Here is a 13,959-nt window from a genome sequence, read left to right on the forward strand (position 1 = left end):
TGGGGGAAGGCTTGGAAGTAAGATTGTAGGGGCAGGTGGGGGTGGCAAACCCATGGGAACTCATGAAACACTGGTTTAACCTGTAAATCTAGCATTTATTTGCTTTCATGAGAATGAAATAGCCCTGCCTATGTCTAGATTAAGCTTGGATTTTAAACCGCCGACAGTTCCTAAGTATCCAGTAATATTATATCCGACAATTTCCCATAGGAAAGGATTCACAGCTAAATTCAATAAATCCTTGGTCATCGCTCCCTTTGGCTGTGCAAGTTGATAATTATTTAATATGCGGAAAGTTTTTAATTTTATTAAATAAATTTATTTTCTTTGATAACAAAAAAATAATTAATTTTTTATCCGGATAAAAATAGAGGAATAGGGAACAGGGAACAGGGAATCGGGAATCGGGAATCGGGAACGGCGGAATATAGGGTAGACAGAGAATTTATTGGCACTTTCTGGATTTCTCACCACTGAATCAGTAGCTAATATAATGGATAGCAAGAGCATCAGGGTCACGAAGCATCTCAATAATAATCTCAATGACCTTCATTCCTGGAGAGCTAGTCTGTGAGTGATCCTAACGATTTAATTGAAATTTTTGGTGCTCAGAACCCCGATCGCCGTGGAGATGTCATTTTTGTCCATGGACTCGGAGGTGATGCCCGGGGTACTTGGCACCCGCAAGAACGGCGAGATGATAATAATTTTTGGCCTGCTTGGCTGGGGCAAGATTTATCAGATGTGGGAATTTGGTCTCTGGCGTATCAGGTAGAACCGTTTCGATGGAAGGGTAATTCTATGCCTCTGGTAGACCGGGCGACTAATAGTTTAGATCTACTGGATAGCTATGAGATAGGGGATCGCCCAATAATTTTTGTTACTCACAGTATGGGGGGACTGCTGGTTAAACAGATGCTGCGCAGTGCTAGGGATTTCGGCAAATGGCAAGCGATCGCATCTGGGACGAGGGGAATTGTTTTCCTGTCTACCCCTCATTCTGGTTCTGATTTGGCAAGTTGGATTAAGCACATTGGCACGATTCTACAAACCACTGTCAGTGTTGACGAATTGGAGGCGCACCATTCTCGCTTACGGGAACTGAATCTTTTGTATCGCAATGACCACCAGTTTAGCCAAATCCCGATGCTGGTTTACTGCGAAACCAGACCTACCAATGGGATTTTAGTGGTGAATCAAACCAGTGCTGACCCTGGTATTAAGGGGGTTATTCCTGTCCCGATGGATGTTGACCATATCTCTATCTGCAAAGTAGATGATAAAAATAATCGAATCTACCGTCAGGTAAAGCGGTTTGTCAATCAGAATTTAACAACTCCTCTGCCACTGATTCAACCGAAAGTAGCAGTTCATCCCGATAGTAATCCTGATAGTAAAGAAGAAGAGGAAAAAAAAAAGTTGATGATGGACTAGGTTTAAAAGACATTCCCCAAAATCTGCCCCGCACCTATGTTTCCAAATTCGTTGGACGCTCAAGTGAACTGGAAACTCTACACCAGCGGCTACAGCAGGCAGAACGGGTGGTAATTTCTGCTATTTCTGGCATGGGTGGTATCGGTAAAACTGAATTAGCCCTGCAATATGCCATCAACTATTACCGGAAACATTATCTCGCTGGGGTTTGCTGGCTGCAGGCGCGGGATGTGGATTTAGGTAATTTAGGGACTCAAATTGTAAAGTTTGCGCGGAACAAAATGAAGTTATCCGTGCCGCAGAAATTAGACGACCAACCCCTCAATCTCGACGAACAAGCGCAGTGGTGCTGGGACAATTGGCAGCCATCGGATAATTTGGTGCTGGTGATTTTGGATGATGTTACTGAATATGATAAAATTAAAGCCTATCTGCCTCCAAATCACCCCCGTTTTAAGATTATTATTACTACCAGGAAGCAGTCGTTAGCAGAGTCTTTTGAGATGTTGCCATTGCAAGTACTTTCGGAAGCAGCGGCTTTGGAGTTATTGGAATCCCTAATCGGAAAAGAAAGACTAAACCGGCAGTGGTCGGAAGCCAAAAAACTCTGCAAATGGTTGGGATATCTACCCCTAGGTTTAGAATTGGTAGGGCGATATTTAAAAACGAAAAAGGATATATCCCTGACAGATATGCAGCAGCGGTTGGAAAAAAAGCATTTGGAACAGCGATCGCTAAAAGAACCAACTGCTACTATGACAGCACAAAAAGGAGTGGCAGCTGCTTTTGAGTTGAGTTGGCTTGAACTGAATCAAGATGCCCAGCAGTTGGGTTGTCTGCTGAGTTTGTTTGCTTTGGCTCCCATTGAGTGGGAATTGGTGGAAAATTGTTTGCCTGACCAAGACTCAGAAGATTTAGAAGATCTTAGAGATGACTTTCTGTTGGAACTGAATTTACTTGGGCGCAAGGGTCAGGGAATCTACCAGCTGCACGAGTTGATTCGAGAGTTTCTACGGGACAAAATGGAACATTACGATGGGGCTGATCAACTCAAGCAGGGATTTGGTGAGGCAATGGTGGCCGTAGCAGATAAAATTCCCAAAGCAACGACACAAAAGGATATTGCTACAGCTAGTCCCGCCATCCCTCACCTGACAGAAGCTGCGACAGTACTCTTAGACTGGCTCAAGGATGAAGATTTATACCAACCTTTCCAGGGTCTGGGTTGGTTTTACGAAGGTCAAATGGCTTATGACCAGGCATTACTCTGGTTAGAGCAAGGCTTAGAGCTTACCCGCGATCGCTTGGGAGAAGAACACCCAGATGTGGCCACCTCCCTCAACAATCTGGCAGTACTCTACTATAGGCAGGGACGGTACTGCAAGGCAGAACCTCTCTATGTCCAAGCCTTGGAGATGAAGAAAAAACTTTTAGGTACTGAACACCCCTCTGTCGCCATCTCCCTCAACAATCTGGCATTAGTCTACAATTATCAGGGGCGGTACTGTAAGGCCGAACCTCTTTTTGTCCAAGCCTTGGAGATCAGGAACAAACTATACGGTCAAGAACACCCACGTCTCGCTATCTCCCTCAACAATCTGGCATTAGTCTACCGTTATCAGGGACGGTACTGTGAGGCCGAACCTCTCTATTTCCAAGCCTTGGAGATGAAGAAAAAACTATACGGTCAAGAACACCCATCTATCGCTATCTCCCTCCACAATCTGGCTACTATCTACTGTGATCAGGCACGGTACTCCGAGGCAGAATCTCTGCATGTCGAAGCCTTGGAGATGAAGAAAAAACTTTTAGGTCAACAACACCCACGTGTCGCAGAATCTCTCAACGGTCTGGCTAATCTCTACTCTAATCAAGGACGGTACTGTGAGGCCGAACCTCGTTTTGTCCAAGCCTTGGAGATGAGGAAAAAACTTTTAGGTCAACAACACCCAAATTTCGCCAACTCCCTCAAGGGTCTGGCAGAACTCTACAATAATCAAGGACGCTACTCCGAGGCAGAACCTCTTTTTGTCCAAGCCTTGGAGATTTTTGAACAAAAGTTAGGGTCAAATCATCCCAAGACTATCGCTTGCCGCGAGAATCTTCAAAAATTGCGGGATGAGCTGACCTAGGAAGGCAGAAGGCAGAAGGAAAGGCAAGAGGCAAGAGGCAAGAGGCAAAAGAAAAAAAAATAGCAATTAAAGTAGGGTGGGCAAAGTAATCTAATCTATCAATACTCACGCATAACCAAACGGTTTTTGCCCACCCTACAAGCTAAAAACTATAGCCTAGAACAAGTTAATTTTTATGCTATACTATAGAGGTTTAATCACCAGTATTGCAGTCAGTTTTTTCTGATGACAAAAGTAGAACAGATTCAAGCTGAAATTGAGGCTCTCTCTAAGGAAGATTTCGTGCGCTTGAGAGAGTGGTTTGCTGAAAGAGACTGGTTACTCTGGGATAAACAGCTTGAAGCTGATATTGCCGATGGTAAGTTAGACTTCTTACTTGAGGAAGCAATGACAGCTAAATCCGAAGGAAAATTACAGGATTTGTAAGTGCATCGAACAACACCGCAATTTTGGAAGCGTTTTTACGCACTACCCGAAGCTGTTCAAGGTCTAGCCCGAAAAAATTATGAGTTGCTCAAAGCAGACCGACATCATCCATCTCTAAACTTTAAAAAGGTGGGTAAAAAATATTGGTCAATACGTGTTGGATTGAGTCACAGAGCATTAGCAATAGAGGATGGCTCTGACTTCATTTGGGTTTGGATAGGTGACCACGATGAATATGACAGACTAATCCGCTAGCTTCACTTTTCTGTTTGAGCTGGAGGAGCGAGACTGGTTGACTGACAAAAGATCATGGCGTAGGGAGTCGTTGAGGCAATGAAACCCAACAAAGGGTTAGACTTTCGTGTTCGTTACGCTATCGCTAACCCAACCTACGGGAGCATCAACTGTTCCCTGTTCCCTGTTCCCTGTTCCCGATTCCCGATTCCCGATTCCCGATTCCCGATTCCCTACTCCCTACTCCCTACTCCCTACTCCCTACTCCCTACTCCCTGATCAAATTACCGTAACCGTCCCGAACGCAAGATACTAACAATCAGCCACAAGCCTAAAAAACTAGCAGCAGCAAACAGGATATTAGTAACCACAGACATCTGGGGAGTTTGGCTTCCTGAGGCCACAATTGCTGCACCCACAATCAGGGAACCGACTACAATACTGAAGGAGAGTCGATTAGCGGAATCATCGATACTGTAACGTAGTTTGTCTAGCTCTGGGACAGTAATATTCCACTTCAGGGTTTCGGAACTGACCCGGTTTAAAAATAATTCGATTTGAGAAGGCGATCGCAATGACAGGCTTTTGAGATCCAAAACCGTTCTCAGAAGGGTTTGTAAGGGATCATCTCCCAGGAGTTGACGGCGAAACACTTCCGTAATCAGGGGTTTGATTTGGTCGAGCAGGTTAATTTCAGGATAAAACCCACGGGTAACCCCTTCCAAGTTAGCTAGGGTTTTGGCATATAAACCCATATTACCGGGTAAGCGGATTTTATTATTTCGCGAGACTTGCAGTATCTCATAAAACACTTCACTAAAGTTGATTTTGGAGAGGCTTCGGTTGTAATACTTGCGCAGCATACGGTCATAGTCATTTTCCAGGCCAGATAAACTGACCGACTCACTTGCTTCAGATAGTTGTAGGGTTAACTGAGCACATCGCTTGCCATCTAAATCTACAATTGCTAAGAGCATCTCCGTCAAAATCTGTTGGCTGCGGGGGTCTAAGCGTCCAATCATCCCACAGTCTAATAAAGCGACACGACCATCCCTCAGATAAAATATGTTTCCGGGATGGGGGTCAGCATGGAAGAAGCCATCGATGTAAACCTGCTGGAAAAAAGCCCGAAATAACAGGGTGGTAATTTCCCGTCGCTGGGTCTGGGTATCTTTGCCCTCTCTAGTTTGTGATAATTGCGCCGATAGCAGAGGTGCCCCTTCCAGCCACTCAATGGTGAGTAGCTTTTGGCTGGTCAAATCCCAGTAAATCTTTGGTATGACTAATTGCTGGGAATCGAACCAGCGGCTATTGGATAGATTACTGCGGAGTTTATCGGTATAGTTAGCTTCTTGGGTAAAATCCAGTTCTGCTTCTAGGGCAGTAACAAATTCATCAGCTATGGCAACGATATCGTAAGTCTTACCAAATTCCGTCAGAGAGACTAACTCCGCTAAGCCCCTAATGATAGCAATATCTTGGGCAACTATCTGATCAATCCCAGGACGTTGCACTTTCAGAGCCACGTCTTGACCATTTTTGAGGGTAGCGCGATGGACTTGACCAATGGAACCAGCAGCAATGGCTTGGGGATTGATAGTCGTAAAGGTTTCTGAGATTGGCTGTGCTAGTTCTTGCTGTAGTAGGGTTTCTATTTCACTCCAGGCTACTGGTGGTACATTGGCTTGCAAGTCAGTCAGGACTTCCACATAGGCTCCTGGTAATAGGTCGGGACGGGTAGACAGAAGTTGTCCTAACTTAACGTACACCGGACCTAAATTGATTAAAATGTTGCGAAGGACAGCAGGAGGGGGGAGTTGAGGTTCGTCATTATTTTTGTTGCCCGTTAGGAGTCCTCGCATGTAATCCCAACCGTTTCGGAACACAACTTCTAGGATTTCTCGCTGGCGGGTACTGGTTTGAGTTAGGGAAAACATTCGCTGAGGGTGGTTGAGTCATTTGGTTATATACTAGACTTCGCGGCAAAGTGGGGAAGAGGGAATCGGGAATCGGGAATCGGGAATCGGGAATCGGCAACAAGAATTGATGCCACAGCGTCGAAGCCTGTGGCACAAGGGCTGGATCGCACAAAAAAAAATTTTCTGATCTACTTGCCAATCCAGACTAGGTTTGTTAGACTTAATAAGGCGTCAAAAAAGACAAGCCGAAAAAAGACAAGCCGGGATAGCTCAGCTGGTAGAGCAGAGGACTGAAAATCCTCGTGTCGGCGGTTCAAGTCCGCCTCCTGGCATCTTCTTTAAATTGGGTGAGTTGCAAATTCTTGGGTTTTAGGGAATCGGGAATCGGGAATCGGGAATCGGGAATCGGGGAAAAATCCTGTGTGGCTGATTGCTGATAGCTTAAATACAGTTCAATCCCACCAATAGCAAACAACAACTGCATCGCGATCACGTTGAATACCGTCTCCCCATAATGCCCCTTCGTATCGATATCTTAATCGGCGTTTGAGTCGGTAACTATACTCTTCGTTTGTGCCATCAGTTACCTCTACCGAGTCAGCTCGCCATTTTTTACCCAAATCGATTAGTTGGGAAACTTTGGTATCTTGATTTTCTGCAAGTATGTATAGGGTATCTGCTGGATAGGCCACAAAATGAATAATGCTGCTATCTGGCATTGGACGATAGTTTGCCATTGCCAGCAGGGTATCTAGCAAACCACCAAAACTTAACCCATGTTCATCTGGGGCAAAGACTGGTTTGGTAAACAGAAAGCTTGCCCATAAATCTCTGTGCTTGGAAAGGTCAGTAATAACTTCTGGGCCATCAAACTCATTGAATCGGCGCTGCCAAACTAAAGCAGCAAATAGTTCTTGGGGAGAATAGGATTCAGCAAGGGATTGGATTTTAGTCAAGTCAAGCATTGTTGTTATGAGGGGTTTTACCTCGCCTAACTTCTTCTGCGTAAAAACGTGCCATCTACTAGGCTACCTCATTGCGCTCAATCGCTATTTCGATTTCATCGGGGTGAGCTTTTGCGTATACCCAAGCATTGGCTAAATCAGCAGCTGTAATTGTTGGATAACTTGTTAAAAGGTCACCATCACTGTATCCAAGACGACGAGCTTCTACAATTACCCAGACCGTAATACGAGTATTGGCAATACAAGCTTATTCCCCACAAACTCTAGGGTTTTTCTCAATTCCTTGCCAATTGTTTGTGAGACTTTGAGCCAGTAACTGAATAACCTGCACTTTTTCACTAGGGCTAAGGGCAAGAAGTTTTTGCTCTAAGTCTTGAAGTATCACAGAAGTCAATCCTTTGCTATAAATCTGATCTTAGTATAATATCATGTTAATAGAATCACTTCTCAAAAAATATACCTTACTTTTGGTAGGTAATCTTCCTCCTTATCCCCTGTTCCCTGTTCCCTGTTCCCTGTTCCCTTTTATCTACTAATTATAAGTGTTCAACCAACCTTGATATAAGTGATAAAAATAATCGGGTGAACCCAAAAGCTCACCCGATTATTCAGCTAAACTAAACTAAACTAATCTACTTAAGGGTTCCCGCTGGGATGCCTAAAATATCTTCAATCTTGGGCATTTCTTCGATAGGAATCACCCGTCCTTCATCTTCAAATCCAGCGATTTGATCAAAATTCAAATACTGATACAAATCACTAGCAAAGGGATTAATTTTCTCGGCTACAATTGACTGATACTCTTCAGCGCTGGGAATCCGACCTAACAAGGCACAAGCTGCTGCTAATTCAGCAGAACCCAAATAGACTCGGGCACCTTTACCCATACGATTATTAAAATTACGAGTAGAGGTAGAGAATACGGTGGCTTTATCAGCAACCCGAGCTTGATTCCCCATGCACAGGGAACATCCAGGCATTTCAGTCCGGGCACCAGCTATGCCAAAGATACCGTAAACCCCTTCTTCTTTGAGTTGTTTCTCATCCATCCGGGTAGGGGGACAAATCCACAACCGAGTGCTAACAGGGGGTTCCCCTTCTAGGACTTTGGCAGCGGCACGGTAGTGTCCAATATTGGTCATGCAAGACCCAATGAAGACTTCATCAATGCGATCGCTTGCGACTTCAGACAACAATTTCACATTATCTGGGTCATTGGGAGCCGCTACAATCGGCTCAGTGATTTCATTCAAGTCAATCTCGATAATTTCAGCATACTCTGCATCTGGATCTGCTTCCATCAGTACGGGATTTGCCAACCATTCTTCCATCTTGGCCACCCGACGCATGATCGTACGGGCATCTTGATAGCCTCGTGCCACCATATTTTTCAGTAGGGCGATATTGGAACGCAAATACTCAGATACTGTTTCTATTCCCAGCTTAATGGTACAGCCAGCACAAGACCGTTCCGCAGTAGCGTCAGTAAGTTCAAAGGCTTGCTCAACTTTCAAATCGGGCAATCCTTCTATTTCCATAATCCGTCCCGAGAAGACATTTTTCTTATTCTTCTTCTCTACCGTCAGCAACCCTTGTTGAATAGCCACATAGGGAATAGCATTGACAATATCCCGCAATGTTACCCCTGGTTGCAATTCACCTTTGAACCGCACTAACACAGATTCGGGCATATCTAAGGGCATGACTCCCAAAGCGGCACCAAAGGCCACTAATCCAGAACCGGCAGGGAAGGAAATGCCTAGGGGGAAACGGGTGTGAGAGTCTCCACCAGTGCCTACGGTATCAGGTAATAACATCCGGTTCAACCAAGAGTGGATAATGCCATCCCCAGGACGCAAGGCTACACCAGCACGAGAGGCAAAGAAGTCGGGCAATTGTTTATGGACTTTGACATCAACGGGCTTGGGATAAGCAGCAGTATGGCAGAAGCTTTGCATGACTAGGTCGGCACTGAAACCAAGACAAGCCAGTTCTTTTAATTCATCCCGAGTCATGGGTCCTGTGGTATCCTGGGAACCAACTGTAGTCATGATCGGTTCGCAAGAGCTACCTGGACGAACACCCGGTAAGCCACAGGCTTTACCGACCATCTTCTGGGCTAAGGTGAAGCCTTTGCCTGTATCTTCTGGTATGCTTGGACGGGTAAACAGGGGACTTGGTTCTAATCCCAAGGCTTCCCGGGTTTTATCCGTAAGCGATCGCCCAATCAGTAACGGAATCCGTCCACCAGCACGGACTTCATCGAGGATCGTATCGGGTTTGAGGGTAAAGGTGGAAATGACTTCCCCAGCTTGGTTAGTGATTTCACCATTGTAGGGATGGATAGTAATCACATCCCCAGTTTCCATTTTTGAAACATCGCACTCAATGGGCAATGCACCAGAATCTTCAGCAGTGTTGAAGAAGATCGGGGCAATTTTGCCACCTAAGATATATCCCCCAGCTCGCTTATTGGGAACATAGGGGATATCTTCACCGATATGCCAAAGTAAGGAATTAATTGCGGATTTCCGGGATGAACCAGTACCAACAACATCCCCAACATAAGCCACAGGATACCCGTTTTGTTTTAATTTAGCAATAGTATCTAAAGCCGACGGTATCCGAGATTCCAACATGGCCAAGCCATGTAACGGAATATCTGGGCGAGTGGTGGCGTGAGTGGCCGGGGATAAGTCATCGGTATTGGTTTCTCCGGGTACCTTAAATACAGTCACAGTAACTGCTTCCGGTAGTTTGGGACGCCCGATGAACCAAGCAGCATTGGCCCAAGCATCGATGACTTGCTTGGCGTAAGGATTGATATCGGAAATTTCTAGAACATCATTGAAGGCATCAAAGACAAGTAATGTCTTACTTAGGGCAGTAGCGGCTTCTGCTGCTAGGGTGGTGTGATTAGACTGGAGTAACTCAACTAGGGATTGGACATTGTAGCCTCCGACCATAGTACCCAATAGGTCTACAGCACCCTGGGGGGAAATTAGGGGACTAGTGAGTTCTGCTTTTGCGATCGCAGTTAAAAACCCGGCTTTGACATAAGCTGCTTCATCCACTCCAGGGGGAATGCGATCGCGTAACATAGCCATTAATGCTTCTTCTTCCCCAGCTGGTGGATTTTGCAGCAGTTCACAAAGTTGGGATGTTTGCTCAGCACTTAGGGGTAGGGGAGGAATTCCTTTAGCTCCCCGTTCAGCTAGGTGTTCACGATAAGAGTTCAGCATCATAGATTTACCTGTGCGCGGGCTTCATGTAAGACAATTGTTACAAAATATTGCCCTACCAGAGTGTGGCAAGTCATCAAAGCATCAAAAATCAAAGCATCAAAAAAGCGATCGCTATGGATCGCCGTGTCTGATGTTAGAGAGTTGTGAGAGTATCTGGGTTAACTCACTAGATTGGTTGCATCTGCTTTGACTCATCTTCTAGAAGCCTGACCAAATTCTGATCACCGTTAGCTTTAGCTACCTCTAGACGATGTTCCAAAGTTTGGCGCATCGTAGCCAGATGAACTTTTCTGCTCTCATTCAAGACTTTTTGCAGCCGGTGGCGAGCAATCGATGTCTTTGCAGCTACAGTAGGAATCGATTTAGCCACTGGTTGAGAATCAGTTACATCACAATTAGTTACAGTTGCATTACCAGTGCAGTAAGAAACACCACGCCATTTCAGATGATTTACCGGTGGCGGTTCAGGCATGTGTCTGGGATAGTGAAATCTCCAATTTTGAGCCCGATAAGTGCCACCAATTTCACCCTCTCTCACTTCTAGTAGAGAGGGTTCAGCGTCGTAACTTACACCACGATACCTAAGTTTCATATCTATTACCCCTCCGATTGACTAATAATAATATCAGACTACTTTTTTCAATAGTCTTGAGTGCTTTGAATAATGTTGAGTACTGAAATATTGAGTAATGAAATCTTGAGTACTAGAATGCTGAGTACCGAAATGCTGAGTACCGAAATGTTTAGTACTGAAATGTTTAGTATTGAGTAATATGTGATCAATGTTTACTCAGCCCTGAGGTCTTGACGCACCCAGCACCCAGCACTTTTTGACTCAAACAAAACTAGTGATACAAAGAGCTACCCTCTTTTATAGCTAACACCACGATAGGTCATGTTAGCCGATGATTTACGCCAAGGATTATGCTTAATCCGGTGAACTTTCCAGCTATGACCCCGGTAAGTTCCACCAATTTCCCCTTCAGATACTTCTAGGGTAGATGGTTCACTTTGATAACTAACACCTCGGTAATAAAGTTTCATTGCTCGAATACCTCCGATTGGATTGCTTAATGAGATTGCTTAATGGAATTGCTTAATAAGTTGCTTGGCCAAGAATTGCTTAATAAGTTGCTTGGCCAGGTGAGGAATTCTGTCTAAGGGTTAGGCAAGCCTGCCCTAGGTATTACTTTCTTGGATTCTCTACGGCTGATCTACTTCAGGACATCTGAGTTGAGAGCCACTGAGCCGACAGAGACCTCAGTGTTTATTCAATTCCAATTTTTATTTCTGTATCTATTTTGACACTTTTTTCCAAAAAAGTCAAATGTTAAGAAAAAAAAACCAAATTAGATCCTATCCAGTGATTCAGGTTATAGGCTAAGGAGGTTCTGACCAAGTTTGCTAGCTCCTCGGAAAGCACGGAAGCCCTCAACTACGCCTCTTGTCCCTAATACTCAAGAATTAATACTTAAGTATTAATTCTTGAGTATTAATGCCTAAAACTTAATATTTCTAAAACTTAATATTCCTAAAACTTAATATTTAAAACAGTAAGCTATCAGCGCTGCCTCCCCAAGACCGCGCTGCATCGCTCCTAAACTCCGAAACGTGAGTCTAGTTTACTTCTGACTTCTGACTTCTGACTTCTGACGCTAAGCGTAGCGCTATATCAGGGAGTGGGGAATCTTCAAGAGTACCCCCAAGGGTACTTTTATAGCCCTTGAGAGACATAAAACTGGATTTTTGAAGAGATTCTTGTATCTATACTAACGAAACCTTGGAGAACTTCTATGATTAGGTGCATAAAACAACCCACTTCCTCAGTGCTCAAGGTGTTTTTACTGGGCTGCTCATTGCTACTGCTGCCCTGTAGTCCTGCCTTAGCTCAAGGGTGTACTCAAGCAGAGATTAAGACTAATATCGCCAGATTCAACGATATAAACAATACAACCGCTAAAGAAGCTATAGTCCAATGTGGTCCAAAATCTGTCTATTTACTGATTGAAGCCCTGAAGACGGATAAATCTGCTGCAGTTCGGGAGGGAGCTGCTGTTGCTCTGTGGAGTATAGGAGAGGAAGCGGATCAAGCTGTCCCTTGGTTGATTAAAGCCCTAAGGAACGATGAGTCGGCGACAGTTCGTGCCAAAGCCGCTGCTGCTCTGGGATTGATGGGAGAAGCATCTTATGAAGCTATCCCTGATCTGATTGATGCACTTAAGGATGAATCTGCTGAAGTTCGCGCCAATGGTGCTTATGCCTTAGGGAACTTGGGAAAGAAAACCCATGAGGCTGTACCTCACCTAATTGAAGCCTTGAGGAATGACCAATCTGCTCAGGTTCGTGCTAACGCTGCTTATGCCCTAGGGAATAAAAAAGAGGCAGCCAAGTCAGCTGTACCTTACCTGATTGAAGCGCTAAAGGATGAAACATTCTCGGTTCGTATGACTAGCATCAATGCCCTAGAGCAGATTGCCGAGAAAACTAAAGATGTTGTTCCCCAGCTCATTGAGCGACTCAGGAACGATAAATCTGTCCTGATCCGGATTCGCGCTACCGAGGTACTAGGGGAAATTGGAGAGGCAGCTAAGGATGCTCTGCCTCTATTAATTGAGTTGCTTGAGGATAACTCAGTCTATGTTCGCTATTATGCCGCCTCTGCTCTAGGAAAGATGGGAACGGAAGGGGTTCAGGCTGTCCCTGACCTAATAGATGTCTTTTTCAAAGATGAATCTATCGATGTTCGCTATTCCGCCCTCTCTGCCGTTGTCGAAATTTCTTCTAAGGTTGGAAAACAGAGGAAGCAGCTCACCAAAGTGCAATTGGAACAATCCATACTGGAATTTGAAACAGTTATTCAAAGGCTAGAGCAAGACACGGAGAAAATTTTCCAGGATAGATGGATCGAAACCGTGCGTGGTGGTCTTGATAATCTCCAGCAAGAACAGGATTCTCGTAGTTATCAGAAAATTTTTAGCAAAGGGGTGATTATCTGGCTAACTCATATGCTGTTTTGGTTTGGACTAATACTGGTTTATCCCAAATCCCCCCAAGTCCAAGCTATCTTCTTTTGGAATCCCTCGGTGCGGAAGTTTTTTGGACTGGGGTACGTAGGCATAGCCCTAACTTGGATTCCCTTTCTACGCTCGAAGTTATTTGCCCCCTTCCAGGAATCCTTGCTGTCAGATGCAGATTTAGAAAACTTTGATGAACAAGCTTACTTTCCTAACTTGGAAGTCCAGCCCCAGGGAAGAAGTATAACGCAACCCATTCAAGAAGCAATACCGGATCTGGAATTACCCATTGTCCTGGAAGGAGAATCAGGATTAGGGAAATCGATGTTTCTACGGCACTTAGTGAAATCATCTAAGCGGATCATCGTCTATTTACCTGCTGAGAAATGCGCTAATGGCGTGATCGAAGCGATTCAAGCAAAACTTCATGGATTCGCCCAAGACTCTGGTTTCTTGCGAGACCTGATTTACAGTGATGCCATTGATATCTGTATTGATGGACTCAATGAAGTCACTCCAGACACACGAGCGATGATTACCACTTTTGTGGAAAGTTACTTCAAGGGCAATATTATCATCGGGACCCAATC

At 44.7% G+C, this 13,959-nt stretch carries 14 protein-coding genes, 1 tRNA gene and 1 pseudogene; 7 read left to right on the plus strand and 9 right to left on the minus strand.

Features of this window, described 5'->3' with window-relative positions:
• Positions 1 to 345: 345 nt before the first annotated feature.
• On the minus strand, positions 346 to 510 hold the full coding sequence (locus F6K57_RS28920; RefSeq protein WP_293071749.1) for a hypothetical protein: 165 nt from the start codon (positions 508 to 510) through the stop codon (positions 346 to 348).
• A gap of 60 nt (positions 511 to 570) precedes the next feature.
• On the opposite strand from F6K57_RS28920, the gene F6K57_RS28925 reads away from it, so the two are divergent.
• From F6K57_RS28925 to F6K57_RS28945, 5 genes are all read left to right on the plus strand, one after another.
• Positions 571 to 1,434, plus strand: a complete 864-nt coding sequence (locus tag F6K57_RS28925; RefSeq protein ID WP_293071750.1) for an alpha/beta fold hydrolase — start codon at positions 571 to 573, stop codon at positions 1,432 to 1,434.
• Between the two features lie 68 nt (positions 1,435 to 1,502).
• The gene (locus F6K57_RS28930; protein WP_293071758.1) at positions 1,503 to 3,566 is read left to right on the plus strand and encodes a tetratricopeptide repeat protein; all 2,064 of its coding nucleotides are present in this window, start codon (positions 1,503 to 1,505) and stop codon (positions 3,564 to 3,566) included.
• A gap of 225 nt (positions 3,567 to 3,791) precedes the next feature.
• The gene (locus F6K57_RS28935; RefSeq protein ID WP_070392920.1) at positions 3,792 to 3,992 is read left to right on the plus strand and encodes a hypothetical protein; all 201 of its coding nucleotides are present in this window, start codon (positions 3,792 to 3,794) and stop codon (positions 3,990 to 3,992) included.
• Entirely contained in the window at positions 3,993 to 4,247 is a 255-nt protein-coding gene (locus tag F6K57_RS28940) for a hypothetical protein (protein ID WP_293071751.1), read from the plus strand.
• Between the two features lie 106 nt (positions 4,248 to 4,353).
• Complete coding sequence (locus F6K57_RS28945) at positions 4,354 to 4,542, plus strand: hypothetical protein (protein WP_293071752.1); 189 nt, start codon at positions 4,354 to 4,356, stop codon at positions 4,540 to 4,542.
• On the opposite strand, the gene F6K57_RS28950 is transcribed toward F6K57_RS28945, so the two are convergent.
• Entirely contained in the window at positions 4,511 to 6,163 is a 1,653-nt protein-coding gene (locus tag F6K57_RS28950; protein WP_293071753.1) for an AarF/ABC1/UbiB kinase family protein, read from the minus strand. The genes F6K57_RS28945 and F6K57_RS28950 overlap by 32 nt on opposite strands.
• Positions 6,164 to 6,189: 26 nt before the next feature.
• Positions 6,190 to 6,315 carry a hypothetical protein gene (locus tag F6K57_RS28955; protein ID WP_293060914.1) on the minus strand — a complete coding sequence of 42 codons (126 nt, stop codon included), beginning with the start codon at positions 6,313 to 6,315 and terminating at the stop codon, positions 6,190 to 6,192.
• 89 nt (positions 6,316 to 6,404) lie between these two features.
• Between F6K57_RS28955 and F6K57_RS28960 the strand changes: the two genes are divergently transcribed.
• Positions 6,405 to 6,477: transfer RNA gene (locus F6K57_RS28960), tRNA-Phe, on the plus strand.
• On the opposite strand, the gene F6K57_RS28965 is transcribed toward F6K57_RS28960, so the two are convergent.
• The 6 genes and pseudogenes from F6K57_RS28965 to F6K57_RS28990 form a co-directional block, all read right to left on the minus strand.
• Positions 6,459 to 6,629: a hypothetical protein gene (locus F6K57_RS28965; RefSeq protein WP_293071754.1), complete on the minus strand. Its 171-nt coding sequence runs from the start codon at positions 6,627 to 6,629 to the stop codon at positions 6,459 to 6,461. The two genes, F6K57_RS28960 and F6K57_RS28965, sit on opposite strands and share 19 nt — an antisense overlap.
• Entirely contained in the window at positions 6,598 to 7,110 is a 513-nt protein-coding gene (locus tag F6K57_RS28970) for a hypothetical protein (RefSeq protein ID WP_293022993.1), read from the minus strand. Before F6K57_RS28970 ends, F6K57_RS28965 begins: the two co-directional genes overlap by 32 nt.
• Before the next feature lie 58 nt (positions 7,111 to 7,168).
• Positions 7,169 to 7,495: pseudogene (locus tag F6K57_RS28975) on the minus strand (DUF433 domain-containing protein).
• 247 nt (positions 7,496 to 7,742) lie between these two features.
• A complete protein-coding gene (gene acnB / locus F6K57_RS28980; protein ID WP_293038675.1) occupies positions 7,743 to 10,352 on the minus strand; it encodes a bifunctional aconitate hydratase 2/2-methylisocitrate dehydratase in 2,610 nt (869 codons plus the stop codon).
• 169 nt (positions 10,353 to 10,521) lie between these two features.
• The gene (locus F6K57_RS28985) at positions 10,522 to 10,947 is read right to left on the minus strand and encodes a DUF4278 domain-containing protein (protein WP_293071755.1); all 426 of its coding nucleotides are present in this window, start codon (positions 10,945 to 10,947) and stop codon (positions 10,522 to 10,524) included.
• A 269-nt stretch (positions 10,948 to 11,216) separates the two neighbouring features.
• Positions 11,217 to 11,399: a DUF4278 domain-containing protein gene (locus F6K57_RS28990; protein ID WP_293071756.1), complete on the minus strand. Its 183-nt coding sequence runs from the start codon at positions 11,397 to 11,399 to the stop codon at positions 11,217 to 11,219.
• A 749-nt stretch (positions 11,400 to 12,148) separates the two neighbouring features.
• On the opposite strand from F6K57_RS28990, the gene F6K57_RS28995 reads away from it, so the two are divergent.
• Positions 12,149 to 13,959: HEAT repeat domain-containing protein (locus F6K57_RS28995; RefSeq protein WP_293071757.1), on the plus strand; the 1,811-nt coding region annotated here is incomplete at its 3' end.

The organism is Moorena sp. SIO4A5 (genome assembly GCF_010672005.1).
In the GTDB taxonomy this organism is placed as follows: Bacteria; Cyanobacteriota; Cyanobacteriia; order Cyanobacteriales; family Coleofasciculaceae; genus Moorena.

What these genes read in the sequence shown, in the direction of transcription:
- F6K57_RS28920 (WP_293071749.1), bottom strand. Translation starts at nt 510, where the DNA reads ATGCTCTTGCTATCCATTATATTAGCTACTGATTCAGTGGTGAGAAAT.
- F6K57_RS28935 (WP_070392920.1), top strand. Translation starts at nt 3,792, where the DNA reads ATGACAAAAGTAGAACAGATTCAAGCTGAAATTGAGGCTCTCTCTAAG.
- F6K57_RS28950 (WP_293071753.1), bottom strand. Translation starts at nt 6,163, where the DNA reads ATGTTTTCCCTAACTCAAACCAGTACCCGCCAGCGAGAAATCCTAGAA.
- F6K57_RS28965 (WP_293071754.1), bottom strand. Translation starts at nt 6,629, where the DNA reads ATGCAGTTGTTGTTTGCTATTGGTGGGATTGAACTGTATTTAAGCTAT.
- F6K57_RS28970 (WP_293022993.1), bottom strand. Translation starts at nt 7,110, where the DNA reads ATGCTTGACTTGACTAAAATCCAATCCCTTGCTGAATCCTATTCTCCC.
- acnB (WP_293038675.1), bottom strand. Translation starts at nt 10,352, where the DNA reads ATGCTGAACTCTTATCGTGAACACCTAGCTGAACGGGGAGCTAAAGGA.
- F6K57_RS28985 (WP_293071755.1), bottom strand. Translation starts at nt 10,947, where the DNA reads ATGAAACTTAGGTATCGTGGTGTAAGTTACGACGCTGAACCCTCTCTA.
- F6K57_RS28990 (WP_293071756.1), bottom strand. Translation starts at nt 11,399, where the DNA reads ATGAAACTTTATTACCGAGGTGTTAGTTATCAAAGTGAACCATCTACC.